Source organism: Plantibacter sp., from assembly GCF_059073635.1.
Genome location: NZ_JCACOF010000010.1, coordinates 960,002 through 986,690 on the forward strand (window position 1 = coordinate 960,002; position 26,689 = coordinate 986,690).

General features: G+C 70.3%; 31 protein-coding genes. 10 read left to right on the plus strand and 21 right to left on the minus strand.

The annotated features are described in order from the left end of the window. Positions 1–33: 33 nt before the first annotated feature. Together menD and AC5JOC_RS16685 are read right to left on the minus strand one after the other, a co-directional pair. Positions 34–1,770: a 2-succinyl-5-enolpyruvyl-6-hydroxy-3-cyclohexene-1-carboxylic-acid synthase gene (menD, locus tag AC5JOC_RS16680; protein WP_274500353.1), complete on the minus strand. Its 1,737-nt coding sequence runs from the start codon at positions 1,768–1,770 to the stop codon at positions 34–36. Then, positions 1,767–2,189 carry a PLD nuclease N-terminal domain-containing protein gene (locus AC5JOC_RS16685; RefSeq protein ID WP_085514031.1) on the minus strand — a complete coding sequence of 141 codons (423 nt, stop codon included), beginning with the start codon at positions 2,187–2,189 and terminating at the stop codon, positions 1,767–1,769. Before AC5JOC_RS16685 ends, menD begins: the two co-directional genes overlap by 4 nt. A gap of 71 nt (positions 2,190–2,260) precedes the next feature. Between AC5JOC_RS16685 and AC5JOC_RS16690 the strand changes: the two genes are divergently transcribed. Next, complete coding sequence (locus AC5JOC_RS16690; protein WP_079706654.1) at positions 2,261–2,605, plus strand: DUF4229 domain-containing protein; 345 nt, start codon at positions 2,261–2,263, stop codon at positions 2,603–2,605. On the opposite strand, the gene AC5JOC_RS16695 is transcribed toward AC5JOC_RS16690, so the two are convergent. From AC5JOC_RS16695 to AC5JOC_RS16715, 5 genes are all read right to left on the minus strand, one after another. Next, the gene (locus AC5JOC_RS16695) at positions 2,546–3,580 is read right to left on the minus strand and encodes a 1,4-dihydroxy-2-naphthoate polyprenyltransferase (RefSeq protein WP_079706653.1); all 1,035 of its coding nucleotides are present in this window, start codon (positions 3,578–3,580) and stop codon (positions 2,546–2,548) included. The two genes, AC5JOC_RS16690 and AC5JOC_RS16695, sit on opposite strands and share 60 nt — an antisense overlap. Before the next feature lie 39 nt (positions 3,581–3,619). Further along, positions 3,620–5,761: an acyltransferase family protein gene (locus AC5JOC_RS16700; RefSeq protein WP_494246847.1), complete on the minus strand. Its 2,142-nt coding sequence runs from the start codon at positions 5,759–5,761 to the stop codon at positions 3,620–3,622. A gap of 106 nt (positions 5,762–5,867) precedes the next feature. Then, positions 5,868–7,028: an AMP-binding protein gene (locus AC5JOC_RS16705; RefSeq protein WP_194645104.1), complete on the minus strand. Its 1,161-nt coding sequence runs from the start codon at positions 7,026–7,028 to the stop codon at positions 5,868–5,870. Positions 7,029–7,085: 57 nt separating this feature from the next. Then, positions 7,086–8,012, minus strand: coding sequence for a 1,4-dihydroxy-2-naphthoyl-CoA synthase (locus tag AC5JOC_RS16710; RefSeq protein WP_064294597.1), 927 nt, complete (start codon positions 8,010–8,012; stop codon positions 7,086–7,088). A gap of 16 nt (positions 8,013–8,028) precedes the next feature. Then, positions 8,029–9,516 carry a hypothetical protein gene (locus AC5JOC_RS16715; RefSeq protein ID WP_494246848.1) on the minus strand — a complete coding sequence of 496 codons (1,488 nt, stop codon included), beginning with the start codon at positions 9,514–9,516 and terminating at the stop codon, positions 8,029–8,031. 62 nt (positions 9,517–9,578) lie between these two features. Here AC5JOC_RS16715 and AC5JOC_RS16720 point away from each other — a divergent pair, with 62 nt between their 5' ends. Beyond that, on the plus strand, positions 9,579–10,556 hold the full coding sequence (locus tag AC5JOC_RS16720) for an o-succinylbenzoate synthase (protein WP_124767396.1): 978 nt from the start codon (positions 9,579–9,581) through the stop codon (positions 10,554–10,556). A 16-nt stretch (positions 10,557–10,572) separates the two neighbouring features. Here the strand turns inward: AC5JOC_RS16720 and ccsB are convergent, their stop codons facing one another. From ccsB to AC5JOC_RS16745, 5 genes are read right to left on the minus strand one after another with little or no spacing between them, the layout of a single operon-like run. Then, the gene (gene ccsB / locus AC5JOC_RS16725) at positions 10,573–11,628 is read right to left on the minus strand and encodes a c-type cytochrome biogenesis protein CcsB (RefSeq protein WP_079706648.1); all 1,056 of its coding nucleotides are present in this window, start codon (positions 11,626–11,628) and stop codon (positions 10,573–10,575) included. Next, positions 11,625–13,289, minus strand: a complete 1,665-nt coding sequence (gene resB / locus AC5JOC_RS16730) for a cytochrome c biogenesis protein ResB (RefSeq protein WP_079003290.1) — start codon at positions 13,287–13,289, stop codon at positions 11,625–11,627. Before resB ends, ccsB begins: the two co-directional genes overlap by 4 nt. Continuing rightward, on the minus strand, positions 13,273–14,019 hold the full coding sequence (locus tag AC5JOC_RS16735; RefSeq protein WP_079706647.1) for a cytochrome c biogenesis CcdA family protein: 747 nt from the start codon (positions 14,017–14,019) through the stop codon (positions 13,273–13,275). Before AC5JOC_RS16735 ends, resB begins: the two co-directional genes overlap by 17 nt. Further along, complete coding sequence (locus tag AC5JOC_RS16740) at positions 14,016–14,624, minus strand: TlpA family protein disulfide reductase (RefSeq protein ID WP_138945214.1); 609 nt, start codon at positions 14,622–14,624, stop codon at positions 14,016–14,018. Before AC5JOC_RS16740 ends, AC5JOC_RS16735 begins: the two co-directional genes overlap by 4 nt. Next, positions 14,624–15,259 carry a histidine phosphatase family protein gene (locus AC5JOC_RS16745; protein WP_494246849.1) on the minus strand — a complete coding sequence of 212 codons (636 nt, stop codon included), beginning with the start codon at positions 15,257–15,259 and terminating at the stop codon, positions 14,624–14,626. The genes AC5JOC_RS16740 and AC5JOC_RS16745 overlap by 1 nt, the downstream gene beginning before the upstream one ends. An 85-nt stretch (positions 15,260–15,344) precedes the next feature. On the opposite strand from AC5JOC_RS16745, the gene aspS reads away from it, so the two are divergent. The 3 genes from aspS to AC5JOC_RS16760 all read left to right on the plus strand — a co-directional run bounded on the left by aspS (position 15,345) and on the right by AC5JOC_RS16760 (position 18,022). Continuing rightward, positions 15,345–16,685: an aspartate--tRNA(Asn) ligase gene (aspS, locus tag AC5JOC_RS16750; protein ID WP_085514014.1), complete on the plus strand. Its 1,341-nt coding sequence runs from the start codon at positions 15,345–15,347 to the stop codon at positions 16,683–16,685. A gap of 18 nt (positions 16,686–16,703) precedes the next feature. Then, positions 16,704–17,156 carry a flavodoxin domain-containing protein gene (locus AC5JOC_RS16755; RefSeq protein WP_124767400.1) on the plus strand — a complete coding sequence of 151 codons (453 nt, stop codon included), beginning with the start codon at positions 16,704–16,706 and terminating at the stop codon, positions 17,154–17,156. An 89-nt stretch (positions 17,157–17,245) separates the two neighbouring features. Beyond that, positions 17,246–18,022 (plus strand): putative protein N(5)-glutamine methyltransferase, encoded by a 777-nt coding sequence (locus AC5JOC_RS16760; protein WP_124767401.1) that lies wholly within the window; start codon positions 17,246–17,248, stop codon positions 18,020–18,022. An 18-nt stretch (positions 18,023–18,040) separates the two neighbouring features. On the opposite strand, the gene AC5JOC_RS16765 is transcribed toward AC5JOC_RS16760, so the two are convergent. Next, positions 18,041–18,349 carry a Dabb family protein gene (locus tag AC5JOC_RS16765; protein WP_079706641.1) on the minus strand — a complete coding sequence of 103 codons (309 nt, stop codon included), beginning with the start codon at positions 18,347–18,349 and terminating at the stop codon, positions 18,041–18,043. A gap of 40 nt (positions 18,350–18,389) precedes the next feature. Further along, positions 18,390–18,650, minus strand: coding sequence for a glutaredoxin family protein (locus AC5JOC_RS16770; RefSeq protein WP_064294609.1), 261 nt, complete (start codon positions 18,648–18,650; stop codon positions 18,390–18,392). A gap of 192 nt (positions 18,651–18,842) precedes the next feature. Between AC5JOC_RS16770 and AC5JOC_RS16775 the strand changes: the two genes are divergently transcribed. Then, positions 18,843–19,142, plus strand: a complete 300-nt coding sequence (locus AC5JOC_RS16775; protein ID WP_064294610.1) for a helix-turn-helix domain-containing protein — start codon at positions 18,843–18,845, stop codon at positions 19,140–19,142. Between the two features lie 42 nt (positions 19,143–19,184). Here the strand turns inward: AC5JOC_RS16775 and AC5JOC_RS16780 are convergent, their stop codons facing one another. From AC5JOC_RS16780 to AC5JOC_RS16795, 4 genes are all read right to left on the minus strand, one after another. After that, positions 19,185–19,493: a hypothetical protein gene (locus AC5JOC_RS16780; RefSeq protein WP_079706639.1), complete on the minus strand. Its 309-nt coding sequence runs from the start codon at positions 19,491–19,493 to the stop codon at positions 19,185–19,187. Positions 19,494–19,739: 246 nt separating this feature from the next. Further along, positions 19,740–19,838, minus strand: coding sequence for a 30S ribosomal protein bS22 (locus tag AC5JOC_RS16785; protein WP_003792170.1), 99 nt, complete (start codon positions 19,836–19,838; stop codon positions 19,740–19,742). Between the two features lie 139 nt (positions 19,839–19,977). Beyond that, the gene (locus AC5JOC_RS16790) at positions 19,978–20,172 is read right to left on the minus strand and encodes a helix-turn-helix domain-containing protein (protein WP_079706638.1); all 195 of its coding nucleotides are present in this window, start codon (positions 20,170–20,172) and stop codon (positions 19,978–19,980) included. A gap of 126 nt (positions 20,173–20,298) precedes the next feature. Then, the gene (locus tag AC5JOC_RS16795) at positions 20,299–20,703 is read right to left on the minus strand and encodes an ArsR/SmtB family transcription factor (protein WP_064294613.1); all 405 of its coding nucleotides are present in this window, start codon (positions 20,701–20,703) and stop codon (positions 20,299–20,301) included. Between the two features lie 72 nt (positions 20,704–20,775). Between AC5JOC_RS16795 and AC5JOC_RS16800 the strand changes: the two genes are divergently transcribed. Both AC5JOC_RS16800 and AC5JOC_RS16805 read left to right on the plus strand, forming a co-directional pair. After that, positions 20,776–22,218: a TrkH family potassium uptake protein gene (locus AC5JOC_RS16800; RefSeq protein ID WP_079706637.1), complete on the plus strand. Its 1,443-nt coding sequence runs from the start codon at positions 20,776–20,778 to the stop codon at positions 22,216–22,218. After that, entirely contained in the window at positions 22,211–22,882 is a 672-nt protein-coding gene (locus tag AC5JOC_RS16805; RefSeq protein ID WP_056013885.1) for a potassium channel family protein, read from the plus strand. Before AC5JOC_RS16800 ends, AC5JOC_RS16805 begins: the two co-directional genes overlap by 8 nt. 7 nt (positions 22,883–22,889) lie before the next feature. On the opposite strand, the gene AC5JOC_RS16810 is transcribed toward AC5JOC_RS16805, so the two are convergent. Beyond that, entirely contained in the window at positions 22,890–23,348 is a 459-nt protein-coding gene (locus AC5JOC_RS16810) for a GNAT family N-acetyltransferase (protein ID WP_430893788.1), read from the minus strand. Between the two features lie 52 nt (positions 23,349–23,400). Between AC5JOC_RS16810 and AC5JOC_RS16815 the strand changes: the two genes are divergently transcribed. After that, on the plus strand, positions 23,401–24,012 hold the full coding sequence (locus AC5JOC_RS16815; RefSeq protein WP_494246850.1) for a TetR/AcrR family transcriptional regulator: 612 nt from the start codon (positions 23,401–23,403) through the stop codon (positions 24,010–24,012). Then, complete coding sequence (locus AC5JOC_RS16820) at positions 24,009–24,512, plus strand: GNAT family N-acetyltransferase (RefSeq protein ID WP_494246851.1); 504 nt, start codon at positions 24,009–24,011, stop codon at positions 24,510–24,512. The genes AC5JOC_RS16815 and AC5JOC_RS16820 overlap by 4 nt, the downstream gene beginning before the upstream one ends. Before the next feature lie 16 nt (positions 24,513–24,528). On the opposite strand, the gene proC is transcribed toward AC5JOC_RS16820, so the two are convergent. Beyond that, positions 24,529–25,371 carry a pyrroline-5-carboxylate reductase gene (proC, locus tag AC5JOC_RS16825; protein ID WP_137243977.1) on the minus strand — a complete coding sequence of 281 codons (843 nt, stop codon included), beginning with the start codon at positions 25,369–25,371 and terminating at the stop codon, positions 24,529–24,531. Positions 25,372–25,419: 48 nt separating this feature from the next. Beyond that, positions 25,420–26,607 carry a MarP family serine protease gene (locus tag AC5JOC_RS16830; protein ID WP_085513994.1) on the minus strand — a complete coding sequence of 396 codons (1,188 nt, stop codon included), beginning with the start codon at positions 26,605–26,607 and terminating at the stop codon, positions 25,420–25,422. Positions 26,608–26,689: the final 82 nt, after the last annotated feature.

The window sequence follows — 26,689 nt, forward strand, 5'->3', positions numbered from 1 at the left end:
CTTCGGAAGTCGACCCCTGGCAGGACCGGCGGGTCAGGCTCGCGGCAGCGGGACCTCGATGAGGACGGGACCGGTCACCGGCGCGGTGAACGCCTGGTCGAGTTCCGTGCGCGTGCGGGCCGAGCGGTACTCCCACCCGTAGGCGGTCGCGAGCGACTCCAGCCGGACGTGCTGTGGCGTGTACTGGACGCGGTCGAAGAGCGCTCCAGGGGCACTCTGGGCGACCTCGAGCGCGTCGAAGATGGTGCCGCCCCCGTCGTTGCCGACGATCACCTGGAGACGCGGCGCGACGCCGTCGTCCAGGAGCATCGCGCCGACGTCGTGGAGGAAGGCGAGGTCGCCGAGGAGCACCCGCGTCACACCTGGGCCTCCGTCGGCCTGGCTCGCCAGCGCGATCCCCGTGGCGGTGGCGATGGTGCCGTCGATACCCGCGAGTCCGCGGTTGGCGTGCACGCTGATCTTGCGGCCGGGGACGAGACCGTCGGCCACGCGGATGAGCCTCGACGCGCCGACGACGAGGCGGTCGTGCGGCCAGGTGGCACGCCAGACCGCGTCGACGAGGACCTCGCGGGTGACCGGGAGGCGGACGGCGTCGAGCTCGGCCCGGACGGAGGCCAGCCGCTCGGCGGGAGTCGTCGAGTGCAGCCCGTCGAGATCGGGGGCTGCAGGCGAGGGGTCCACCACCCGTTCTCGGGATCCGACGACCCAGGCTCCGAGCCAAGCGCGATCCGCGGGCCCCGCCTCGACGGAGACGGAGGACACGATCCGGTCGGCCCGTCGTCCGGGGTTGTAGACCTCGGCTCCGGCCGGGGCGACGACGATCGTCTCGACCTGCGGCTGCTGGAGCAGGAGCGGGACCTCGCGACTGAGGGTCGGGTGGCCGAAGACGACGACGCGCTCGACGGCCTCGCGGTAATCGTCCTCGCGGAGCAGCTCCCGGTAGGCGGCGATGACGTTCCGCCCGAACCGGGATCCGCTCGACACCTCCGCGATCAGCGGCCATCCGCCGTCCGCCGCGAGCTGCTCGGCGGCCGGGCCGGCATGGTGCCCGGCGACGACGAGGGTCCTGGGTCCGCGCTCGAGGACGAGATGCGGTCGCCCCGGGTAGAGCGGTGCTTCCGCGGTGGCGTCCGTCTCGACCGGGACGTCGGGGGTCGCCCCGGCGACGACCGGGTCGAAGCCACCCGAGAGCGGCTCCCGGAAGGCGAGGTTCAGGTGCACCGGGCCCGGATCGAGGACGTCCGTCGCGGCGCGGTACGCCCGCTGGGCGAGATCGCGGGCGGCGTCCTGCTCACCGTCGGCACCGGTCGGGGCCTCGACGACCACGGCGAGGCGCGCGGCGAACCCGTAGAGGTCGTCCTGCTTCGTCGTCTGGTTCGCCCGGATGCCGTGCGCCTCGGCCGGCCGGTCGGCGGTGAGGACGATGAGCGGCACGCGCGAGTGATGCGCTTCGAGGACCGCCGGATGCAGGTTCGCGGTCGCCGTCCCCGAGGTCGTGATCACGACGGCCGGACGGTCGGTCTCGACGCCGAGGCCCAAGGCGAGGAAGCCGGCGACCCGCTCGTCGATGCGCACATGCAGGGTGATCCGTCCGGAGGCCGCCAGCTCGGCAGCGGCGAGCGCGAGCGCCTGCGACCGGGAACCTGGGCAGACGACGACGTCGGAGACACCCACGGCGACGAGCGCGTCGAGGAGTGCCCACGCGGACGCGCTGGCCGGGCTCGACGAGGGAGCCGAGCCGACGGGCTCGGGAGCGGCGGACGGGTTCACGAGGCGCTCGGGGCGCCAGGCGGTCTGCGGCCGGAACCGTCGTCGGGCGTGTCGGATCCCGGGGTGGGGTCGTCGTGCGTCGTCGCATCCGGGCTGTCGCCCGACTCGTCGTCGAAGCGGTTGAGCTCGTCCTCGAGGTCGCGGATGCGCTTCGTCTGCGCACGGTCGGCGTCGAGCTTCTTGAGGAAGTCGGGGTCGTCGTCCGGCGCTGAGCCGCGGGGCACGGCCTTCGGAGCGCGAACCCGGCCGATGATCCACCAGAGGACTCCGCCGATGACCGGCAGGAGGAGGATGGCGATGATCCACGAGGTCTTGCTGATCCCTCGGACGCGGTCGCGCGGCATCGTGGCGCAGTCAACCACCGAATACACGATGAAGACGACTGCCGCGACGGCGAGGCCGATCCAGAGACGAACCATGTCTCCATCGTAAACGCCAGGTGACGTGATTACCTGGGGTTGCCTTCAGGCGGGACGCCTAGACTTGTCTGGTGAAACGCGTTCCCGCCGCCGTCCGGTACACCATCCTCCGCCTGTTGGCGTTCGTGGTGCCGCTCCTGCTCCTCGTCTTCCTCACGGGTCTGCAGCCCTGGGTCGCCGCGATCATCGCCGCGATCATCGGACTCTGCGTGTCCTACATCTTCCTGCGCACCCCGCGGGAGACCGTCGCGCAGGAGCTCTACGCCCGTCGGCACGGCGACAAGCCGACGCCGCACGACGATGAGGACTCCGAGGACGCGGCGCTCGATGCGAGCGCGGCGGCACCGGAAGCGTCGTCAGCCGGCGATGCCGGGCGTGTAGAAGAACGCCAGACCGAGGATCACCCCGAACGCTAGCTGCACGAGCCCCGTCAGCTTGAGCACCAGGATCTGCTCCCTGGCCGTCGTGGAGAACAGCACGATCACGCACGCCGGGATGGCGGCGAGCAGCGCGAACATGGTGAACCAGGCGATCGGGTAGAACAGCGCGAGGAACGCGGCGATGCCGAACGGCACGAGCAGCAGGACGCAGTAGAGCACCTTCGACGCGATCCGGCCGATGAACGTCGACAGGGTGCGCTTCCCGACCGCCTTGTCCTGTTCGAGGTCGCGGAGGTTGTTGACGACGAGCGCCGCGCAGGCGATGAGGCCCGCGCCGATCGCGCCGAACCATGCCTCCTGGTTCACGGTCCCGACCTGGACGAAGGTCGTGCCGAGCGTGGCGACGAGGCCGAAGAACACGAAGACGAAGACCTCGCCGAGCGCGAAGTACCCGTAGGGACGCTTCCCGCCCGTGTAGAACCAGGCGGCGACGATCGCGACCGCCCCGACGAGGAGCAGCCACCAGAACTGGGTGAGGATCGTGAGGACGATGCCGGCCACCGCCGCGATACCGAAGAACACGAGCGCGACGGTCAGGACCGTCTTGGGCTTCGCCGCGCCGGAACCGGTCAGTCGGCTCGGGCCGACCCGCAGGTCGTCCGTTCCGCGGATGCCGTCGGAGTAGTCGTTGGCGTAGTTGACGCCGATCTGCAGCGCGAGCGCGACGACGAGGCAGAGCAGCGCGCGGACCGGGTGGTAGACGCCGGGGCCCGCGATGATCGTCGCGGCACCGGTGCCGATGAGCACGGGGGCGACGGCCATCGGCAGCGTGCGGATCCGGGCCGCACCGACCCAGTCGCCGAAGGTCGCCGGCTTCGCGAGCGGGACCTTGCGACCGCCACCGCGTGCGGGGTTGCCGGATCGTCCACCGTTCGCGCCACGACCCGCCGTGCTGCGCGGTGCGGACGTCTTCTGCTGTTTCGGCGCTGCCGGCCGTGCTCCATGTGCCACGACGGCGAGTCTACCCGCGGAGCCTCGGGGCGGACGGCGTCACAGGGCCCCGGCGACCTGGAGCGTCTGGAGGATCGCCGGAGCGATGTGCTCGGCGAACGCCGGGGTGAGGTGCACGCTGTCGTACTTCGTCGGCGTCGTCCCGGCGAACGCCGGGCAGACGCCATCCGCGCAGCTGAACGGGAGCGACGAGACGAAGCGTTCCCCGGCTGCTCCCGCCGCCGACTCGGTCGCCGCGGCGAAGTCGTTCCAGGCGGCGTCGACGCCGACGGCGCAGTCCTGCGGACTGGACACCCGCGAGTAGCAGGAACCGAGATCCGCACCGAGCGGCGGCGGCGCGAGGAACACGACGCGGCCGGGGACCTGATACCCCGCCGTCTCGGCGAGCGCCGACGCGACCATCGACGTCGTGTCGAGCGATCGGCCGTCGGTGGTGCGGCCTGCGGCGAACGCGTTCGAGACGATCACGAGGTCGGGCTGGTCCGCGGCGATGCGTTCGGCGATGTCGTGCTTGCGCGTCGGGCAGTCGTCCATGACCCCGGCGCCGCTGTTCTGGATGAGGTCCTGCGTGAAGCGGCACCCGTAGAGGCCGATGGTGGTGATCCGCACCGCCCCACCGCTCTGATCCGCGATCGCGCGGAACGCCGGCGCGTAGGCGAGCGCGGTCGAGTCGCCGACGAGGTAGACGTGCTTCGGCGCGGACGCATCGCCCCAGGTGCACGAACCGTCGTCGGGCGTCGAACCCAGGTCGAAACAGGCCCGGGCGGGGTTGGTGCTCGAGGTCGCGCGGATCGCGTCGTCGAGGCTCGGCGAGAGGTTGTCGGGCCACGCGGAGGCCTGGCTCGCGAGTTGCAGCTCGGCGGCGATGCCCTGGAGCGGGTCTCCGGCCGGTGCCGCGACGGCCGCCGGTCCCCCGGTGGTCACCGGCATGCGGAGCGCGGGGCCGATGGCGATCACCGCGAGCCCGGCGACGATCACGAGTCCGACCGCCGAGTAGAGGAACTGGGAGGCGAACCGCTCGCGCCAGGCGGCCCAGGCGGCGTCCCTGGCGTCGCGGTCGCCGTGGAAGGAACCCACGAGTGGCGTGCGGTGCAACGGCTGTTCGATGAGCAGGAAGGAGAGCACCGAGACCCCGAGGATGAGCCCGAGCATCCCCGGGACCGTGCTGAGGGCGGTGTCGGGGACGAGCATCGGTACGAACACGAGGATCGGGAGGTGCCAGAGGTAGAGCGAGTAGGAGATCGCTCCGACGCCACGGCTCAGCGGGTTCGCGAGCGGGAACATCCAGCGCGGGTACGCCGGGCCGGCTCCGGTCCCGGCGGCGATGAGCAGCATCGCGGCGGCGACGGGGGCGACCGCCCAGGGGCCGGGGAACCCGATCGACCCGGTGATGAGCAGCGCGGATGCGACGATGCCGACGAGCCCCGCCCATCCGGCGACCACCCGGAGCGCCAGCGGCAGCCGGCCGAGGAGCGGCGCGGACACGGCCAGGAGTGCGCCGGCCCCCAGCTCCCAGACCCGCGCGCCGGTCGCGAAGTAGGCGGCCTGCGGGGCCGCCCCGGACTGCCACACGGCGACGGCGAACGAGGCCGCGATGAGGACGACGAGGACGCCACCGACGACGAGGCGCGAGCGCAGCACGGGTCTGGCTCCGCGGGCCGCGACGGCGAGCAGGACGACGAGCAGCACCGGCCACACGAGGTAGAACTGCTCCTCGATCGAGAGGGACCAGAAGTGCTGCAGCGGTGACGCGGCGTCCGTCGCGTGGAAGTAGTCGGTGCCCGACGCCTCGAAACGCCAGTTCGAGACGAGCAGTGCGGCCGACACCGCGTCCCACCAGGTCGCGAGCGCCCGCGGGGCGTTGAACAGCCACGACGCCAGCGCGACGGTCGCGGCCAGGACGACGAGCGACGCGGGCAGGATCCGCTTGATCCGCCGCCCGAAGAAGGCCGGCAGGGAGATGCGTCCGGAACGCTCGTGCTCGCGCAGGAGCAACCCGGTGATGAGGAAGCCGGAGATCACGAAGAACACGTCCACGCCCACGAAGCCGCCGGCCGGCCAGCCGGTCGCGTGGGCGAGGATCACCGCGGTCACGGCGAGCGCCCGCATCCCCTGGATGTCGGCGCGGAACGCCGTGGTCGGCCTCGTGGGCGCAGCGCCCGTGTCGGTCCCCGTTGTCACCTGTCGTCGTCCCCCGGCTGCGGTCGCTCGTCGACACGCATGGGAGAGCATGCCCTATGCGACAACCGCCTGCAAACCGGCCCTCGCGGTCACGCGGAGGACGGGCTCAACCCAGTCGTGAGCGGAGTGCGACGAGGTCGGGTTTGCCGCTCGCGAGCAGCGGCAGCTCGGCCAGACGGACCAGTCGGGCGGGGCGCGCCGGGCGGCCGAGCGCCTCCGCGACGGCGTCTCGGGCGGTCTGCAGCAGCGCGTCGTCCGGGCGCTGGTCCAAGGGGGTCCCGACCCCCGTCACGATCACGGACGCCTGGCCGAACCGCTCGTCGGGGACGGCGACGACGACGGCCTCGGCCAGCCCCGGCACCGACCGGACGACCGCTTGCACCCGGTCGAGGGAGATGTTCACCCCGCCGCTGATGATCACGTTGTCGGCCCGCCCGGTCACCCGGACGACGCCGTCGACGAGCTCGGCGGTGTCGCCGGTGCGGTACCACCGGCGGCCGCCGTCGTCCGGGAAGGCGGTCGCCGTGCGGTCCGGTTCGCCGAGGTAGCCCTCGGCAAGGACCGGTCCGGCGATGAGGAGCTCCCCGTTCACCAGCCGGGGTTCGACACCGGCGAACGGCACGCCGTCGTACAGACAGCCGCCGGAGGTCTCGCTCGAGCCGTAACTCCGCACGACGCGGATGCCGAGCGCCGCGGACCGCTCGAGCAGCGGAGCGGGGGTGGCCTGTCCCCCGACGAGCAGCCCGGCGAGTCCGGCGAGCGCGTCACGCACGGAGGTGCTCGTCTCGGCGGCGTCGACGAGCATGCGCAGTTGTGCCGGTACGAGGGCAGCGAATCCGGCATCGGCGTCGAGCCGCTCGACGAGTCCGCAGAACGCCCGGGCGTCGAACGACCCTGTCGGTGCCTCGAGCGGCCTGGTCCCGGCGACGATCGACCGGAGTAGCACGTTGACGCCGGCGATGTAGTGCGTCGGGAGCGCCAGGATCCACTGGGACGAACGGCGATGGGCCTCAGGGCCACCCAGAGCCACCGCGGAACCCGCCGCGCTGGCCAGGAGGGCCTCAGCCGAGAGGGCGACCCGCTTCGGCACGCCCGTCGAGCCGGACGTCTCGATCACGAGGGCCACCCGGTCGTCGACCACGGCCGGTGCCGCGGACGATCCGGGTTGCATCGGGAGGACCGCGGGTCCGGAGCCGTCGAGCGCCGTCTCCAGGGCTGCGAGCATCGCCGAGGCGGACGCGTCGACGGGGAGCAGCTGACGGGTCATGGATTCAGCGTACGCCGGGTGCGTCGGCGCTCCGCCGACTCCTCGCGGTCAGGCAGCTCAGAACTGCCAGGGGAACGGAGCCCAGTCCGGCTTGCGCTTCTCCAGGAAGGCGTCGCGCCCCTCCACCGCCTCGTCGGTGCCGTAGGCGAGGCGGGTGGCCTCGCCCGCGAAGACCTGCTGGCCGACGAGACCGTCGTCGACGGCGTTGAAGGCGAACTTCAGCATGCGGATGGCGGTCGGTGACTTGCCGAGGATGGTGCGGGCCCAGGCGACGCCCGTCTGCTCGAGCTCGGCGTGCGGGACGACCGCGTTGATCGCGCCCGCCTGCAGCGCGCGCTCCGCGTCGTACTCCTGGGCGAGGAAGAACACCTCGCGGGCGAACTTCTGACCCACCTGCTTGGCGAAGTACGCGCTCCCGTACCCCGCGTCGAAGGAACCGACGTCGGCGTCGGTCTGCTTGAACCGCGCGTGTTCCCGACTCGCGATCGACAGGTCGCACACGACGCCGAGGGAGTGCCCACCGCCCGCGGACCATCCGGGAACGAGGTTGATGACGACCTTCGGCATGAAGCGGATGAGGCGCTGGACCTCGAGGATGTGCAGGCGACCGTTGCGCGCGGCGTCGATGCCGCTCGCCGTCTCGTCGTCCGCGGCGTCGTCGCTCGCGTACCGGTAGCCGTCGCGACCACGGATGCGCTGGTCGCCGCCCGAGCAGAACGCCCAGCCGCCGTCCTTCGCGCTCGGACCGTTGCCGGTGAGCAGCACCACTCCGACCGTCGGGCTCTGGCGAGCGTGGTCGAGCGCGCGGTACAGCTCGTCGACGGTGTGCGGGCGGAAGGCGTTGCGCACCTCGGGGCGGTCGAACGCGATGCGCACGAAGCCGCCCTCGCGCGCGACGTGGTACGTCAGATCGGTGAGGTCCTCGAACCCCGGTACGACGTCCCAGATCTCCGGGTCGAACAGTTCGGACACTCGATCGCTCATGCGTCCAGCCTAGGCACTACTTCGGCTTGTCGAGGTCCGCATAGGGCTTGAGCGCCTCCAGGTAGTCGGCGCGGTCCGCCTCCTTCAGGAGCGCATACGAGTCGAGGTGCAGCTCGATGCCCTCCGCCGCCATGTCGTAGTAGTCGACGTCGAACTCGCGGTCCTTCGCGACCGTGCCGGCCGAGTCGAGCGTGAGGTCGACGATGCTCGTCCGGAAGTCGCCGGCCCCCGTGATGGCGTTGTAGGTGTGCAGGTCCCACAGTGCCTGAGTGTCGAGGGTCTCACCGCCGTACCGCTCGGTGAGCTCGCCCGGCTCACGCCAGGAGGACGGTGCGTTCTGCATGTCGAGGTTCGCGATGCCGTACCGGAGCAGCACCTGCCGGATCAGCTCGACGACCCGCGACTTCTCCTCGAAGGTGCGCACGGTCGTCGTCGTCTGCCACACCGGTGCCGTGTACTCGAAGAGCATGGAGTCCCCGCCGTACCCGTTCTGATCGACCTCCGTCTCGGCGGGCTGTCGCTCCACCCAGTCGAAGCCGAACTCGGCGGTCAGGGCCGTCCGGATCTCCGCGAGCATCTCGTCGGACGTCCCGACGAAGTCCTCGTAGCTCGGCCCGTCGAGGGTCTCCTTCGCGTCGACGTAGGCGGATCCCGGGTAGGTGTCCCAGATCGGGTCGTGCTCCTCGTCGCCGCTGCCACCGGCGGAGGCACCATTCCCGGCCCGATCCGTGGAGAGACCGCCGACCGCCATCGCCGTGACGGGGTTGACGACGAGGATGAGCACCAGCGCCAGCACACCCCAGCGGCGCCGCACCTTCCGGCGGATGACGATGACACTCCCGATGAGCAGCACGATCTGCACGACGACGACGAGGACGAACGCCACGAGGATGGCCCAGGCACCCTCGCCGGGCCGGTAGCTCACGGCCAGCAGGACGGTGAAGAGGGTGACGGCCACCACCGCGCCGAGCAGGGCGAGCGGCGAGAAGGAGGCGACGACACCCCGACTCCGCGCGCCGAGCTCGTCCCGCCCGGTCGGGGACGCACCGCCGGCAGGCGGGTGGGCCGCCGGACTCCGCTCGCCGCCGTCGGCCGGGATCGCCGCGGACTCGGGTTGCGAGGCGGCCGCGCGTGCCGCCGCCTTCCGTTGACGGCGCGACGACGGCTTCCGTGATGCGGGCTGCCGTGGCGTCCGTCGTCCTCGGGACCCCGGACGACGGAACCTTGCGGTCTCCGCCTCCAGTTCCTCGGGCGTGCGCTCCGGGGCGGCAGGCGCTGGCGCGCTCGAGGACACGGCTGCCGGCGGCGCTCCGGGGATCGGCGGGGCGTTCGGATCGCGCGGCTCGTCGGAGGATCCGCCGGGCGCTTCCTCGACCACCGGGAGCACCTCGGCCTCGGGGCTCGGCTCGAAGATCGGCTCGGGCACCGAGAAGGCGGCGGGTTCGTCCGCGGGCACGCTTCGCCGATCGCCTGGCGTCGGCTTGCGTCGGGAGAACAGCGGCACGGGATCGATTGTGTCACGGGCGTCCCGCGACGGCTTCCGACGTCCGGGTGCAGGATGGGGTCATGCAAGCGAACCTCGACGACGTCCTCGCCACCGCCCGCGTGGTCTCCATCCCCCTCCGCGTCCGGTTCCGGGGCATCGACACCCGCGAGGCCGTCCTCTTCCGCGGGCCCGCCGGGTGGACGGAGTTCTCCCCCTTCGTCGAGTACGACGACCAGGAGTCGGCCGCGTGGCTGCGGGCCGCCATCGACTTCGGCTGGTCGGACCTCCCACCCCTCCACCGGGATCGCATCCTCGTGAACGCGACGGTCCCGGCCGTGGACGCGGCGGACGTGCCGTCGATCCTCTCCCGCTTCCCGGGCTGCCGGACCGCGAAGGTGAAGGTGGCCGAGCGCGGGCAGGTGCTCGCCGACGACGTCGCGCGCGTCGCCGCCGTCCGGCGGGCCATCGGACCCGAGGGTCGACTCCGCGTGGACGCCAACACCAACTGGAACGTCGACGAGGCCGAACACGCCATCCGCGCTCTCGAACCCTTCGACCTCGAGTACGTCGAGCAACCCTGCGCGACCGTCGCGGAACTCGCCGAGATCCGTGAACGGGTCTCCTCCCTGGACGTCGCCATCGCGGCGGACGAGAGCGTCCGCAAAGCCGAGGACCCCCTCGCCGTGGCTCGCGCCGGCGCCGCCGACCTGCTCGTCGTGAAGGCGCAGCCGCTCGGCGGCGTGCACGCCGCGCTCCGCATCGCGGGCGAGGCCGGCCTGCCGATCGTCGTCTCGAGCGCGCTGGACACCTCCGTCGGCATCTCCATGGGTGCCCACCTCGCGGCGGCCCTGCCGGAACTCGACTACGACTGCGGGCTCGCCACCACCGCGCTCCTCGGCGGCGACGTGACGACCGCACCGCTCGATCCCGTGGACGGCGGCATCGCCGTTCGGCGCGTCGAGGTGGACGTCGATCTCCTCGAGCACTTCACGGCGTCACCGGAGCGGACCGCCTGGTGGCTCGACCGGCTCCGCCGCACGCACGCGTTGCTCGGCTGAGGGCCGGCGCAGGGGCTTACAGGCCGCTGTAGGCGTGCAGACCCTTGAAGAACACGTTGACCACGACGAAGTTGAACATCACGGCGCTGAAGCCGATGATGGCGAGCGTGGCCGCGCGTGATCCGCGCCAGCCGCGCGTCGCCCTGGCATGGATGTACCCGGCGAAGATCACCCAGATGATGAAGGTCCACACCTCTTTGGTGTCCCAGCCCCAGTACCGACCCCAGGCGCGCTCAGCCCAGATGGCACCGGCCATGAGCGTGAACGTCCAGAAGATGAAGCCGATGATGTTGACGCGGTAGGCGAGGTTCTCGAGGCGCTCCGCGTTCGGGAGGGTGAGCAGGAAGCGGAGACGCCCGGAGCTCTGGGTGGGCTGCACGAGCCCGAGCCGTCGCTCGCGACGCCCCTGCAGGAGCTGCACGACGCTCAACGCGAAGCCGATGGCGAAGAACGCCGTGCCGAGGCTCGCGACGAACACGTGGATGACGAGCCACGCCGACTGCAGCGCCGGCGGCAGCGGGACGACCTCGACGTAGAAGTTCGCGGTCGCGAGGCCGAGGAGCACGGTCACGAGGCCGATCACGAAGCTGCCGAGGAACCGGAGGTCCACGCGCGCGATGACCACGAGGAACACCGCGACGATGAGCAGCGTGCCCGTCATCGCGAACTCGTACATGTTCGCCCACGGGACACGACCGGCGGCGATACCGCGCGTCACGTCCGCGACGAGGTGGAGGAGGAAGGCGATGACGGTGAGCGAGACCCCGACCCGGAGGCTCGGCGACTTGCGCGACGCCTGCTGCTCGGGCTCGTCCGAGGGACGGCGGGTCTTGCGCGGGACACCGTCGCTCGTGACGATCGGTGCGGCGGTCCGCGCCGCGGCGGAGGCGAGTGCACCGACGCGTTCCTCGGCGGCTGCCGACCGTTCCAGCTCGGCCCGCTCGGCCGCGTCGATCGCCGCGGTGACCTCGGCGCTGCGGCGCGCGAGGTCGAACGTGAAGGCGATGAACGCCAGCGCGTAGACGGCGACGGCCGACCAGAGGCAGAGGTTCGAGATTTCGACGAGGGTCACGGGGTGATTCTACCTTCGGGTTCGGACGGGACAGGCGTTGGACTGTGCGCTTCGGCGATCGCCGCGACGGCCGCTTCGAGGCCGGGGTCCTCGCCGCGGGCGAGCCCGGCGTATTCGAGGGAGACGGTGCCGTCGCTCCCGGTCACGGCCTTCACCCAGACGCGGCGTCTGGCGACGAAGAGTGAGGTGATGAGGCCGGACAGGGCGAGGATGGCGAACGCGAGCACCCACAGCTGGGTCGGGTCGTGGTGGACGTCGAACGAGGCGAACCGCTTGACGGAGCCGGCGTAGTTCTCGGTCGACGGGTTGGCGGCGACGTTGTCGAAGGACACCGTGCCGAGTCCGTTCGGCAGGTCGGTGATCTGGCCGGGCGTGAGTTCGATCGACTCGACGCCGGTGTCGCCGCCCGTGAGCTGCTTCATGTCGTCGACGTCGAGCGCGTAGACCGACTTCGGAGCACCGGCGTTGATCCCGAGGTCGCCGGAGTAGACGTTGAGCGTCAGCACCGGGTAGGCGAGGTCGGGGTAGGACGAGAAGAACGGCGGCTTGGACGCGGCCTGCGTCGGGTAGAAGAACCCGATCATGCCGAGCTGCTCCGCCAGGCCGTCCGGGACCTTGACGATGCCGAGCGAGGTGAGCTGGGCGTCCTGCGGCAGGAACGGGATGGAGTCGCTGAACACGACCTTGCCCTCGGGATCGCGGACGGTGATCGTCGGCGCGTAACCGTTGCCGAGCAGGTAGACGTCGGTGCCCTCGAACCGGAGCGGATCGTTGACCTTGATCGTCGCGTCCTGCGGCTTCCCGCCGGGCGAGGTCGTCGTGACCTTCGCGCGGTAGTCGATCGCCTGCCCGTACGCGTCGAGGTTCTCGGTCTCGTAGGTGACGCCGAACTCGTCGAGCGTCAACTTGTAGGGGGCCAGCTCCGACTCGTTGAAGAAGCGGCCGGGGTTGAACGAGTCGTAGTCGAGCAGGGTGTTGACGAAGGTCTGACCCTCGACGAGCACGCGCTGACCGGAGAAGCCGAAACCGCCGCCGAAACCGACCGTCACGAGGATGCCGACGAGTGCCGAGTGGAAGACGAGGTTGCCGGTCTCGCGGAGGAAGCCGCGCTCGGCGGACACCGATGCGGACCCCTCGGCGTCGTAGCGTTCGACGCGGTAGCCCTGGCGCTTCAACTGCTTCGTCGCGTCGTCGATGAGCTCGGTGGCGGTCGCGCCGCTGTCGTCGCTGCGACGCTCGAACGCGGAGAGCCGCGACAGGCGCGCGGGCGTCCGCGGCGGGCGGGAGCGCAGGGCGAGCCAGTGGTGCTTCGTCCGCGGGATCACGCAGCCGATGAGCGAGATGAACAGCAGCAGGTAGATCGCGGAGAACCAGGCCGAGCTGTAGACGTCGAACGCCTGCACCTTGTCGAGGATGGGCGCGAGGTCCGGGTTGTCGGTGAAGTACTGGGTGACGCCGTTCGGGTCGCTCGACCGTTGCGGGACGAGCGAACCGGGCACCGCGGCGATGGCGAGGAGCAGCAGCAGGAAGAGCGCCGTGCGCATGCTCGTGAGCTGACGCCAGAAGAAGCGGAGCCAACCCACGAACCCGAGCTTCGGCTGGTTGATGCCGTCGGCCGGAGCCGGTGCGGCGGAATCGATGTGATCAGAGGGGCGTGACAAGGCCGCTCATCACCCCCTGCAACGAGTACATCCAAGCGGACCAGAGACCAGACACCATCAACACACCGATCACGATGAGGAGCACGCCGCCGATGATGTTGATCGTGCGGATGTGCCGTTTGAGGAACGCCAACGACCCCGTGACCCAACCGAGTCCGAGCGCGACGAGCAGGAAGGGGATGCCGAGACCGAGGCAGTAGAACAGCCCGAGGAGGGCCCCGCGCCAGGCGGAGCCGCCCGAGAGGGAGAGCGCGCTGATCGCGGTGAGGGTCGGGCCGAGGCAGGGCGTCCAGCCGATGGCGAAGACGAAGCCGAGCAGTGGCGCGCCGGCGAGGCCGGTGGCGGGTGCCCAGCTGGTGCGCACCGTGCGCTGCAGCCGCGAGAACTGTCCGATGAAGATGAGCCCCATGAGGATGACGACGGCGCCGAGGACGCGGGTGATGACGCCCTCCCACTCGACGAACCAGGCGCCGATCGTTCCGACGAACGCCGCGATCGCCACGAACACGACGGTGAAGCCGAGGATGAAGAGGCTGACGCCGAGCAGCACGCGCCGGCGACCCGCACCGGAGCGCCCCTCCTCGACCGTCGTCATGCCGCCGACGTATCCGAGGTAGCCGGGGACGAGTGGCAGGACGCACGGCGAGAGGAAGGACAGCAGACCGGCCGCGATGGCGATCGGGATCGCCACGAGGAGCTGGCCGCCGTAGACGAGCTCGCCGGGGCTCACTCTGGGGCGCTCTCGGCGATCGTGTCGCGGATGAGGGTGTCGAGGATGGTGCGGTCCTGCAGCTGCCCGAGGATGCGTGCGGCGACCCGACCTTCGGCGTCGAGGACGATGGTGGTCGGCACCGCGTTCGGCGGGACACTGCCCGTGAAGGCGAGCTTCGCCTCCCCGCTGTCGACGTCGAGGATGGAGGGGTAGGTGATGCCGAAGGTGCCGTTGAACGCCTTCGCGGTGTCGGCGGTGTCGCGGACGTTGACGCCGATGAAGGTGGCACCCTTGTCGGTGTAGGCCTCGTTGAGCGCCTGCAGGTCCTTCGCCTCCGCGCGGCAGGGGGCGCAGGCGGCGTACCAGAAGTTCACGACGAGGACCTGGCCCGCGTGGTCGGCGGAGGAGATCTGCTCGCCGTCCTCGCCGACGCCCGAGAAGCTGATCGACTCACCGCGGTCGTCGAGCGCGACCTCGGTCACGCTGCCGTCGCCCGCGACGTACCCCTTGCTGCTGCCCTCGCGGTACTGCTCGGCGAGCGGGTCGCTCCCGCACGCCGTGAGCAGGAGTGCCCCGACGGCCAGCACGGCGGCGACGGCGGACGTCCTCGATCGGCGGGCCATCAGACGGCCCCGACATCGGTCGCGCCGGACGACAGACGGGCCGCCGGATCGACGTAGCCGACCTCGAGGAAGCCCTGCTCGGTCCGCTCGAAGGTGGTGATGCTCGACAGGGCGCACCGTCGCTTCCGCGGGTCGTGACGATACGGCGCCCCGACGACGGAGCTGTGCAGCATCCAGATCGGCAGCTGGTGGCTGACGATGACGACGTCGCCCGACGGCGTCGCCCGCCAGGCGTCCTCGACGGCCGCGGTCATGCGGTTGACGATCGACGCGTACGGCTCGCCCCAGCTCGGACGGGACGGGTTGCGGAGCTTGGACCAGTTGAGCGGGTTCTTCAGGGCGCGGCTCATGCGCTTGCCCTCGAACTCGTTGAACGGTTCGATCACGCGCGGCTCGGCGACGACGGCGAGCCCGAACGCGGCGGCGACCGGCGCTGCGGACTCCTGGGTGCGCTGCAGCGGGGACGCGTAGAGCGCGCCCACCGTGCGATCACGGCTCACGAGGTCGTCTGCGGCGGCCTGCGCCATGCGCTCGCCGAGCTCCGACAGTCGGAATGCGGGGAGTCGACCGTAGAGCACACGAGAAGGATTGTGCACCTCGCCGTGACGCACGAGATGGATCTGGTCGGCTACCACCCTCCAAGTGTACGTTTCCCCAAGCTGCGGATTCACCGTGACCTCCGTCCAGGTCCGAGCCACGAGCGACGGCTAAGCTGTCGGGGTGAGTGAACGCGTCGTTGTGAAGAACCTGGCCGCCCTGTCCGACGGTCCCGTCACCGTCTCCGGATGGGTCGAGACCGTCCGCGACCAGAAGAAGGTGCAGTTCGTCGTCCTCCGCGACGAGAGCGGCGCCGTCCAGCTGGTGAACCCGGCTGTCCGCGAGGTCGACCCGGAGGTCGAGGGCTCCGCCGAGCGCCTCGCCACCACCGAGGCCATCTCCGCCCTCGCGCACGGCTCCTTCATCACCGTCACCGGCGAGCTCAAGCACGACGAGCGCGTCAAGCTCGGCGGCATCGAGGTCAAGGTCGCCACGCTCGAGGTCGTCACCGCCGCCAACCCCGAGACGCCGATCGCTGCGGACTCCTCGCTCGACAAGCGGCTCGACTGGCGTTTCCTCGACCTGCGCCAGCCGAAGCAGGCCCTGATCTTCCGCATCCAGACGACGTTCGAGCACGCACTGCGTCAGTACTGGATCGACAACGACTTCATCGAGATCCACACCCCGAAGCTCATGGCGAGCGCGAGCGAGTCGCGCGCCGAGCTCTTCGAGGTCGACTACTTCGAGGGCAAGGCGTACCTCGCGCAGTCCCCGCAGTTCTTCAAGCAGATGGCGCAGTCCGCCGGCTTCGGCAAGGTGTTCGAGGTCGGACCCGCATTCCGCGCCGACCCGTCGTTCACCAGCCGACACGCGACCGAGTTCACGAGCGTCGACGCCGAGATCAGCTGGATCGAGTCCCACGAGGACGTCATGCAGCTGCACGAGGAGCTCCTCGTCGCCGGCTTCACGGCGGTCAAGGACAAGCACGGCGAGCAGATCTCCGAGCTCTTCGGCATCGAGCTCGAGGTCCCGTCGCGTCCGTTCCCGCGCATCCCGCTGGCCGAGGCCAAGCGCATCGTCGCCGAGCGCGGCTACGAGATCCCCCGCGCCGACGACGACATGGACCCCGAGGGCGAGCGTCAGATCGCGGCCTACGTCAAGGAGACCTTCGGTCACGACTTCGTCTTCCTGACCGACTACGCGTCGAGCATCCGGCCGTTCTACCACATGCGCAACGCCGAGGACGGCTCGCTCACCAACAGCTACGACCTCATCTACAACGGCGTCGAGATCTCCACGGGCGCGCAGCGCGAGCACCGCGTCGACGTCCTCGTCGAGCAGGCCAAGGAGAAGGGCCTGGAGCCCGAGGAACTCGAGTTCTACCTCGACTTCTTCCGCTACGGCGTCCCGGCGCACGGCGGCTTCGGCATGGGCCTCGCCCGCGTGCTCATGCTCATGCTGCACGAGACCTCCATCCGCGAGGTCACCTACCTGTTCCGCGGCCCGACCCGCCTCGCCCCGTAACCCCGCAAGAAGGACGCCATGCAGATCGTCATCCTGTACGGGACCGAATCCGGCAACGCCGAACGCCTCGCCGGCGACATCGGCAAGGCCATCGGCTCGCAGCACCAGTGGCGCGTCGCCGACCTCGGCGACGTCGACCCCGCGGAGCTGTCGACCGACGAGATCCACATCTTCATCACGTCGACGTACGGCGACGGCCTCCTCGGTGAGACCGGCCAGATCTTCTACGAGGCGCTCGAGGAGTCCGACGTCGAGCTCGACGGGCTCCGGTACGCCATCTTCGGGCTGGGCGACAGCAGCTACGAGGACACGTACAACCAGGGCAGCTCGCTGCTCGACGCCATCCTCACCGAGCACGGCGCGACCCGCTTCGGTGAGTTCGGTCTGCACGACGACGGCGGGTTCGAGCGCAAGAAGGACGTCGCGCTCGCCTGGCTGCCCGGCGTGCTCGCCGCCGCAGAACAGCTCTGACCACCGCTCTGGTGCGTGCCAGGACGCGACGGTAGCCTGACTCGCACCGGCCGTGCGGCGTCCTCGCACGTGAGCGAGGGGTGAGCCAGATGAACGCGACCGCCGGATCCGTGGTCCTGCGCCTTCGTGCGGCGGGGTGCGTCTTCGCCGAGGACGAGGCGGCGCTGCTCCTCGCCGAGTCGGATGATCCGGATCGACTCGAACGGATGGTCGCGGCACGGGTCGCCGGCCGGCCGCTCGAACACGTCCTCGGCTGGGTCGCGTTCCGAGGACGCCGGGTGGTCGTCGAGGACGGGGTCTTCGTGCCGCGGCGACGGACCGAGCTCCTGGTCGACGCCGCCCTCCCGCGCCTCCGGAACGGTTCGGTGGTCGTCGAGCTCTGCTGCGGTGCCGCGGCTGTCGGGAGTGCCCTCCTCACCGAGGCACCCGGCCCGATCGACGTCTGGGCGTCGGACATCGACCTCGCCGCGGTGGAGTGCGCACGGCGCAACCTCGAGCCACTCGGTGGGCATGCCCTGCCCGGAGACCTGTTCGACGGGCTGCCCCGGTCGCTCGCGGGGCGCGTCGACCTCCTGCTCGCGAACGCACCCTACGTCCCGACAGCGTCGATGGCGACGATGCCCCCGGAGGCTCGGGAGCACGAGGCCGTGATCGCGCTCGACGGCGGTGCCGACGGGCTCGACGTGCAGCGTCGGATCATCGCGCAGGCCCCGGACTGGCTCGCGCCGACCGGTTCCCTCCTGATCGAGACGAGCGAACGTCAGGCCCCCGAGACCGCCGCGCTCATGCGGGCGGCGGGCCTCACGGCGTCGATCGTCCGCGAGGACGAACTCGACGGCACCGTCGCCGTCGGCGTCATGGCCTGAGCCCTGCGGGTGCCGGGCTCAGTCGAGCTGGAAGTCGACCGCGGAGCGCTCGACCACGAGCTGACGGACGATCTGCACCACGCGGACGTGCTCCGGGTGGACCTGGTACCGCTCCAGGGCTTCGAGGCTCGGGTAGTCGCCGACCAGCACGACGTCCCAGTTGCTCTCGGGGTAGGCGATGTTGCGTCCGACCTGGAGGTGCTCGATGTCGTCCGGCATGAACCCGGCGAGTGCCTCGAGTTCGGACTGCATGGTGGCGAACGCCGCGTCGCGCTCGGCGTCGTCCGTTGCTGCCAGCTTCCAACTGACGATGTGGCGGATGGTCACTGGGCCCCCAAGGGTCGATGTGGATGGATGGACGTGCGGATCAGTCGGCGAGCAACGCGGACCGCAGGCGGTCGGGGTCGATGCGCCAGTAGTTGTGGACCCTACCGTCGATGAGGACGACGGGGATCTCCTCCCAGTGGCGGTCGTGGAGCGCGGGATCGTCGAGGATCGAGAGCTCCTCGCGTTCGATCGTCGGGCCGTCGGACGGGAGGCCTGCGACCACCTCGTCGATCACGGCACGGGCGTCGTCGCAGAGGTGACAGCCGGGCTTGCCGATGAGCGTGACGTGCAGAGTGGACACCTCCTCAACTGTACGGGGTGCCCGAGGTCGGAGCACGTCCAAGGAACCGACACGTGTGGTGTTTCACCGAGACATCTGACACGATGCCGGAATGATGATGCCGATGAACCCAGGGTTGAGAACCATGCGTGTCGAATTCGCCGGGCTCAGACACTCTGGCATGCGCCGGTCGAGGTCCGTTGTCATTGTGTGATGCCTACACATTCGGAAGCCGCGACGATCCTCGGCGAGCGGCTGCGTGCCGCGCGCAACGAGCGACAGCTGACCCTCGAGGACCTGGGCGTGCTGGCCGGGATGCACTGGACGAACATCGGCAAGATCGAGCGAGGGCAGGTGCACCCGAGCGTGGAGACGCTCGTCCGGCTGAGTACCGCGCTCGACCTCGACCCGGCCCCGTTCATCACGGGCCTCAACGCCGACATGTACCCGGGGCGGGCGCACAAGCTGACGGCACGCGATCTGCTGGCCGCTCGCCGCGACCAGGAACGCTGACCCGCCCGCCGGAGACCACTCCCCTCCACCCGCCGGCGTCCATCAGAAGGTGACCCGCCAGAGGTACTGGTGGCCACCGGGACGGAACCAGGACACCTGCACGCTGGTCGCGCGGGCCAGCTCGGTGCCCAACACCTCGAATTCCAGGGCGCTCCCCGGCGTCAGGCGACACGGTTCCAGTGGAGCGAGGAGTCCGGGTCCGATCAGGCGCAGCACGACCCAGTGGACGGCTTCGTCACCGACGTTCCGGAGTCGATAGCGAGGTGCGTCGTCTCGTTCGACGACGAACGGCACCCGGTACGCGAGCTCGCGTCGGTTGCGGTGGACGGTTGGCGGGAGATCGCGGGTCATGCGACGAACCTACGAAGGACCGCCGACGATCTCGGGGCGACGGACCGCGTGCCGCGACGCGCTGTGGATCAGTCCCGTCCGGCCTCGCCTGTGGAGGAACCTCGACGCCGCTCGACCCGCGGAGACCACACGCTCTGACCGACCAACGAGACGATCACCTCGACAACGCCAGAAAGCGCCGTACCCCAATGGGCAGGCGCTTCCGGTGGACGAAGAGTCGTCAGGCGCTCCGAACGGAGCAGCCGGCTACTTCTTGTTGCGGCGCTGGTGACGGGTCTTGCGAAGCAGCTTGCGGTGCTTCTTCTTCGCCATACGCTTGCGGCGCTTCTTGATAACAGAACCCACGGATTTACCTCACAGAATTGGGGGGCTTGGCCGCAGGGATCGCGACCGAAGAGAACAAGTCTTGTTGCCAGTCTAGCCGATTGCAGCGCGCGTCGTTCACACGCCGTACGCCTGCAGGCTGCTAGGAGCGGGAAACGCCTCAGCCGACGTCGGCGACCGGGCGCTGCCGGACGGCGTCGACGGCGGTCTCCGGCACTCGGAACGACTTCCCGAACCGGATGGCCGGGAGCTCCCCCGAATGCACCAGGCGATACACGGTCATCTTGGACACCCGCATCATCTCGGCGACTTCGGCCACGGTGAGGAAGCGGACGTCGGCAGTGTCCTGCGTCATCGAACCCCTCCTGCGCCTCTGGAAACCCGCTTGAACGGCGCCCCGAGGACCGGAACGCCGCATGGCAACTCTAGAGGGCCGACGCCCGCCCTGTACATCCCCTGTGTGAACGGTATGGGGGCCGGGCTACGGGCGGAGCTTCTTCGTGACCGACTGCACCGCGTGGGTCACGTCCGCAGCGACCTTGCCGACCGATCCGGCGACCGCCTTGGCCTGGTCCGGGAGTGACAGCGCCGCGAAATCGACACCGTCGTCCTGGTAGTCGACGCTGAGGAACGGGATGAGCCAGTCCTCCACGTCCTCGAGCGGCGCCGAGTCCAGGCTGTAGTAGCGGTGCTGGCCCTCCTCGCGCACCTCCACGAGCTCTGCTTCGCGCAGGACCTTGAGGTGCTTGGACACCGTCGGCTGGCTGAGGCCGAGCTGCGCGACGATCTCGGAGACGCTCGTCCCGGTGCCACCGTGCCGTTCGAGCAGCAGCGCGAGGATGTCCCGCCTGGTGGTGTCAGCGATCACGTCGAAAATGTCGGCCATGCTCCAACGATAGTGATGGAGCGCACGGAGTACCATTGCCTCCGGCGCAGTCCTGAGGTGTTGAGGGGTCAGATGAGCGGCAATGCCATGGGGCGTCGTCCCTCGATCACCGTCCGTCACGGACTCGCGAGGGTCAGGGAGGCCGTCAGCGACTTCGCCGCGAAGTCGACCTCGCGGTTCGCCATCCTCGTGTTCAGCTTCCTGATCTTCGTCTTCACGATGCTGTTCTCGCTCCCCATCGCGAGCGCCGACCGCCAGGTGACCCCGATCGCCGACGCCCTCTTCACCGCCGTCTCCGTCATCTGCGTCACCGGGCTCTCGACCGTCGACATGGCCACGCACTGGTCGCTCTTCGGTCACGTGCTCGTGTTCATCGGCGTCCAGATCGGCGCGCTCGGCGTCCTGACCCTGGCCTCGATCCTCGGGTTCGTGATCGCCCGACGACTCGGGCTCCGCCAGAAGCTCATGGCGGCGAGCGACACGAACCCCCTGCGGTCGCACCACGGCCCCGTCGCCGAGGGTCAGGCGGTCCGCCTCGGGGAGATCGGCAACCTGCTCGTCACCGTCGCCGTCAGCGCCCTCGTGATCGAGGCGGCCCTGGCGGTCCTGCTCTTCCCGCGCATGCTGCTCGACGGCATCAACCCCTGGGACGCCGCCTGGAACAGCGTCTACTACGCGGCCATGGCCTTCACCAACACCGGCTTCACGCCGAACGCCGAGGGGCTCGCGGCCTTCGAGAACGACTACTGGTTCCTCAGCATCCTCATGCTCGGGGTCTTCCTCGGCAGCATCGGCTTCCCGGTCATCTACGCACTGAGCCGCAACTTCCGTCGGCCGAGCCGCTGGTCGCTGCACGTCAAGCTCACGCTCGTCACGACGATCATCCTGTTCTTCGCCGGGGCGCTCGCCTTCATCCTGCTCGAGTTCAACAACCCCGAGACCTGGAACAAGTGGAACCTCTGGGACACGATCTTCCAGGGGTTCTTCCTGTCGGCCATGACGCGGTCGGGCGGCTTCTCCACCGTGGACATCGGCGACCTCAACGGCTCGACCCTGCTCGTCGCCGACATGCTCATGTTCATCGGCGGTGGTTCCGCCTCGACCGCCGGCGGGATCAAGGTCACGACGCTCGCCGTCCTGTTCCTGGCGGCGTTCGCCGAGGCCCGCGGACGCGAGGGCGTGGAGGTCTTCCGCCGCCGGATCCCGCAGGACGTGCTCCGCGTCGCGGTGAGCGTCGTCCTCTGGGGTGCGACGATCGTCGCCCTGTCGACGATCGTCATCCTGCAGATGACGAAGGCTCCGCTCGACCACGTGCTGTTCGACGTCATCTCCGCCTTCGCGACCGTCGGGCTGAGCACCGGCCTCGTCGCGGACCTGCCCGACGCCGGGGTGTACGTCCTCGCCGTCACCATGTTCCTGGGCCGCGTTGGTACAGTGACACTCGCTGCAGCCGTGGCCGCGAGTCAGAGCGGCCAGCTGTTCAAACGACCCGAAGAGAGGCCCATCGTTGGTTGACCGCATCAAGCACGACGCCCCGGTCCTCGTCATCGGACTCGGTCGGTTCGGTGCGGCCTGCGCCGGCGAACTCGACCGACTCGACCGCGAGGTGCTCGCGATCGACGACAACTCCGACCTCGTGCAGAAGTGGTCCGACCGGGTCACGCACACCGTGCAGGCCGACGCGAAGAACATCGAGGCGCTCCGGCAGATCGGCGCGCAGGACTTCTCGGTCGCGGTCGTCGCGGTCGGATCCTCCATCGAGGCGAGCGTGCTCATCACCGCCAACCTCGTCGACCTCAAGATCCCGCAGATCTGGGCCAAGGCCGTCTCGCAGTCGCACGGCAAGATCCTCGCCCGGGTGGGGGCGAGCCACGTCATCTACCCCGAGCGCGAGGCCGGCGAACGCGTCGCGCACCTCGTGTCGGGCCGCATGCTCGACTTCATCCAGTTCGACGACGACTTCGCGCTCGTCAAGATGTACCCGCCGAAGCCCATCCGCGGGCTGAACCTGACGGAGTCGGGCGTCCGGACGAAGTACCGGATCACGGTCGTCGGGGTGAAGTCACCGGGGAAGCCCTTCACCTACGCGACCGCCGACACCGTCGTGTCGAACCACGACCTCATCATCGTCTCCGGCACGTCGGCCGACATCGAACGCTTCGCCTCACTCGAGGGCTGAAGCCTCCTCAGGTGAGGCTACGCGCGTAGCAGCGCGACTGCGGCTCGTCGACGTACGGCCCGAACGCCTCGATCGGGTGGTACCCCTCGCGCTCGTAGAAGCGCATCGCGTCCGGCTGCTCCGTGCCGGTCTCGAGGAGGAGCTCTGCGAGACCGAGCGACCGCGCTTCGTCCTCCAGTGCCCGCAGGAGCGCGGTGGCGACGCCGGTCCCCCGGGCCTGCTGCACGACGAACATGCGTTTGATCTCAGCCCGGTCCGCGCCGAGCATCCGCAGGCCGCCGCAGCCGAGCGGGGTGTCGTCGACGTCGCTGGCGAGCAGGAAGAGCGTGATGTCGGCTGCGGTCGGCGGTGTCCCGGGTTCGTGATCGTCGCTTCCGTACCGCGCATCGAGTTCGCGGCGTTGGGCGGCCCGCAGCGCGGTTCCCGCCTCGTCGTCCCAGGCCACCCGGCTGATCCTGATCGTCATGCGTGTCCTCCAGTCATTCCGTAACAAGCATTACGGTAACATCGGTTCCGAGGTGATCACGACATGGCAAGAACCAAGGACCCAGACGGCCCAGGCGCGGATCTCGCACGCGGTCTGGGAGGTCCTGGGCGAGCACGGCCCGCACGGGTTGACCCTCCGCGCGGTCGCGGAGCGGGCCGGGTGCACGACGGGCCTCGTCCTGCATCGCTTCCCCGACAAGCGCGCGCTCCTGCTGCACGCTCGCGACCTGCTCCACGAGCGGACGGCGGCGCGGACCGAGGCGCTCGAAGCCGCAGCCGAGACCCCGCGTGACGCTCTGCGCGCCGTCCTCCGGCAGGCCCTGTCCCTCACCGACGAGACGCGCCAGGAGGCCCGGGTCTGGCTCGGCTACCTCGCGGCGGCGCTCGACGACGAGGTGCTGGCCGAACGGCACCGTGCGGGTCATGGCGTGTTCGTCGCGCGCACCCGCCGCCTCGTGGCCGAGATCCGCCCCGAGCTCACCGAGGCCGAGGTCGCCGCGACGGCCACCGTCGTCGTCGGATTCATCGAGGGCGTCAGCACCCTGAGCACGGCCGACGACGACCACTACGACGCCGCGGCCCAGCTCGCCGCGCTGGACCGACTGCTGCTCGTCCTCGGGCTCGACGAGACGAGCCACGCATGATCGTCGTGGAACGGTGGGCGGATGCTCCGGCTCATCGTCGCGAGCGATTCGCCGAGCTCCTCGAGGAGTACCACCGCCGGACCGAGCACGAGAAACTCCTCGGCCGAGCGCCGCGTCCGGACGAGCCCACTCCGACGATCGCCCTCCCCGACCGCTACCGGGTCGAGATCGCCGACCCGAGCACCGCCTTCGCCTCCGACGAGATCCTCCTGGCCGTCGAGGACGACCGGGTGCTCGGCTGCGTCGTCCTGACGGACGGCCCGTCGCCGGAGCTCAAGCGACTCTGGGTCGCCCCCGACGCTCGTCGCCGGGGCGTGGCCGCAACCCTGCTCGAGGCCGCGACGACCGTCTCGCGACTGCGGGGCGACGACGCCGTGCGTCTCTCCGTGTGGCACTGGCGCTCCGCCGCGATCGCGCTCTACCGGCGGTCCGGCTTCGTGGCGGTCGCTTCCTGGGACGACAGACCCGGCCTCGACTGCTTCGTGCGGTCCTTCGACTGATCGGGTCGCCGTCGGGTCAGGACGCCGACAGCTCCTCGGCGCGTGCGATGGCGGCTGCCGCGGCGCGGTCGAACGTCTCGCTGAAGCCCGCCTCGGCGAGCACGGCGAGCGCCTGCTCCGTCGTCCCCTTGGGGCTCGTGACGTTGATCCGCAGCTGCTCGGCGCTCTCCCCCGTCGTCGCGAGGAGTTCCGTCGCGCCGCGGAAGGTTCCGTTGACCATCACGGACGCCTGCTCGGGGGTGAATCCGAGGCCGATCGCCGTGCGGGTCAGTTCCTCGATGAGGTAGTAGACGTACGCCGGACCGGAACCGGAGATGGCGCTGAGGGCGTCGATCTTCGATTCGGGGATGACGACCACCTGGCCGACGGTCTCGAAGAGCGCGGTGACGACGGCGAGGTCGTCCTCGCTCGACCGGGTACCCGGCGCGAGCCCGGTGACGCCGAGCCCGACGTAGGACGGGGTGTTCGGCATGGAGCGGAGGACCGACACCGACTCCGGCAGGGCGGCCTCGAACGCCGCACCGCGGATGCCGGCCGCAAGGCTCACGACGATCGTGCCCGGCTGCAACGCGTCGGCGATCTCGGCGAGGAGGTCGGCGACCAGGTAGGGCTTCACGCCGATCAGGACGATCTTCGCCGCGGCTGCCGCCCGACGGTTGCCGTCGGCGTCCTGCTCGAGGGCGATCGAGGTGACGCCTGGCAGCTCGGCGAGAGCCTCCGCCTTGGCGATGGTCCGGTTCGTCACCGTGATGCCACCGTCGACCTCGACACCCGGCTGGACGAGACCGCGGAGGACGGCCCCTCCCATCGAACCGGCTCCGAGGATGGCGATGCTGGGCAGGCTGATCGTTTCACTCACCCTGCGAGTCTAAGCACCTGCATGCTCGGCGGCACGTGCCCGGCCGGGTCAGTCGGCGAGGCAGGCGCCCGACGGGACCGCGGACTGCAGTGACCCGGCGAGCGCGACGACGGGCAGGACCTCGTCCATCGCGAGCGCGTACCCGACCGGCGCGGAGTTCGCGTCGCGGGCGAAGATCACGCCCGCCACCTCACCGGACTCGGTGAGGAGCGGGCCACCGGAGTTGCCCGGCTGCACCGTCCCGGACAGCGTCACGACCTGACGGCTCGTCGGGTTGTTCCCGCTGATGTCGGCGACGAGGCTCGGCCCCACCACGATGACCTGCGCGCCACCGGCCGTGTACGGGCCACCGAACGGATACCCGGCGACGACGGCGTTCGAACCGGGCGCCGGATTCGGTGCGAGCGGCAGCGATCGGGCGCCGAGGTCGTCGACGCGGATGACGGCGAGGTCGTCGACCGGGTCGAAGTAGACGATCCGTCCTTCCCTGGGCATGGCCCCCGGGACCTCGACGACCGGGTTCGTCACGCCGGCGAGGACGTGCGCGTTCGTCATGACCAGGTCGTCGGCGAAGACGAAGCCGCTTCCGGTGAGGCTCCGCGAGCAGGACTCGGCGGTGCCGCTGATGCGCACCACGGACGCGGAGGCCGTCTGCAGCGCCGGCGTCGAGGTGTCGAGCTGCGGGGCGGCGGGCACGTCCGCGGTTCCACCGAAGGCCTCGATGACGCGTTGGGCCCCACCGTCGACCACCGTGGAGCGGAGCTGCGCGAGCGTGCTCTTCACCTGCACGGGCGTGACGCGGTCGATCGTGCCGATCACCGCGGACGACCCGACCGCCTGGGCGAGCAGCGGGATGCCGAGGGATCCGACACCGAGGGCCGCGGTCACGAGGACGAGCGCGGTGACGACGAGGTTGAGGGCGGCACCGAGCAGGCGTTCCAGACCGCGCAGCGGGGTCTTGCGGACGACGGAGCCGATGGCCCCGCCGATGAACGCACCGATCGTGTAGCCGACGGCGAGGACGACCACCGCCGCCGCGACCGCCGCCCAGCCACGCCAGGCCGCGTCCGGCACCCACGAGGCGACGAGCGGGATCGCGAAGAAGGCGCCGACCCCACCGGCCGCCAGCCCGACGAGCCCGCCGAGGCTCCCGAGGAGCCCCGCACGCCACCCGCGGATCAGGAAGCCGATCAGGACGACGACGAGGATGATGTCGAGGATCACGCCGGGTTGCATCCTGCGATCCTGCCATCACCCGCCGACAACGGGCTCCGGAAGTGCTGGGAGCAGCCGCATCCGGTCACCGATCCTGTCGAGG

What these genes read in the sequence shown, in the direction of transcription:
- AC5JOC_RS16685 (WP_085514031.1), bottom strand. Translation starts at nt 2,189, where the DNA reads ATGGTTCGTCTCTGGATCGGCCTCGCCGTCGCGGCAGTCGTCTTCATC.
- AC5JOC_RS16705 (WP_194645104.1), bottom strand. Translation starts at nt 7,028, where the DNA reads ATGACCCGTCAGCTGCTCCCCGTCGACGCGTCCGCCTCGGCGATGCTC.
- AC5JOC_RS16710 (WP_064294597.1), bottom strand. Translation starts at nt 8,012, where the DNA reads ATGAGCGATCGAGTGTCCGAACTGTTCGACCCGGAGATCTGGGACGTC.
- AC5JOC_RS16720 (WP_124767396.1), top strand. Translation starts at nt 9,579, where the DNA reads ATGCAAGCGAACCTCGACGACGTCCTCGCCACCGCCCGCGTGGTCTCC.
- AC5JOC_RS16740 (WP_138945214.1), bottom strand. Translation starts at nt 14,624, where the DNA reads ATGGCCCGCCGATCGAGGACGTCCGCCGTCGCCGCCGTGCTGGCCGTC.
- AC5JOC_RS16755 (WP_124767400.1), top strand. Translation starts at nt 16,704, where the DNA reads ATGCAGATCGTCATCCTGTACGGGACCGAATCCGGCAACGCCGAACGC.
- AC5JOC_RS16760 (WP_124767401.1), top strand. Translation starts at nt 17,246, where the DNA reads ATGAACGCGACCGCCGGATCCGTGGTCCTGCGCCTTCGTGCGGCGGGG.
- AC5JOC_RS16775 (WP_064294610.1), top strand. Translation starts at nt 18,843, where the DNA reads ATGCCTACACATTCGGAAGCCGCGACGATCCTCGGCGAGCGGCTGCGT.
- AC5JOC_RS16780 (WP_079706639.1), bottom strand. Translation starts at nt 19,493, where the DNA reads ATGACCCGCGATCTCCCGCCAACCGTCCACCGCAACCGACGCGAGCTC.
- AC5JOC_RS16790 (WP_079706638.1), bottom strand. Translation starts at nt 20,172, where the DNA reads ATGACGCAGGACACTGCCGACGTCCGCTTCCTCACCGTGGCCGAAGTC.
- AC5JOC_RS16795 (WP_064294613.1), bottom strand. Translation starts at nt 20,703, where the DNA reads ATGGCCGACATTTTCGACGTGATCGCTGACACCACCAGGCGGGACATC.
- AC5JOC_RS16800 (WP_079706637.1), top strand. Translation starts at nt 20,776, where the DNA reads ATGAGCGGCAATGCCATGGGGCGTCGTCCCTCGATCACCGTCCGTCAC.
- AC5JOC_RS16810 (WP_430893788.1), bottom strand. Translation starts at nt 23,348, where the DNA reads ATGACGATCAGGATCAGCCGGGTGGCCTGGGACGACGAGGCGGGAACC.
- AC5JOC_RS16820 (WP_494246851.1), top strand. Translation starts at nt 24,009, where the DNA reads ATGATCGTCGTGGAACGGTGGGCGGATGCTCCGGCTCATCGTCGCGAG.
- AC5JOC_RS16830 (WP_085513994.1), bottom strand. Translation starts at nt 26,607, where the DNA reads ATGCAACCCGGCGTGATCCTCGACATCATCCTCGTCGTCGTCCTGATC.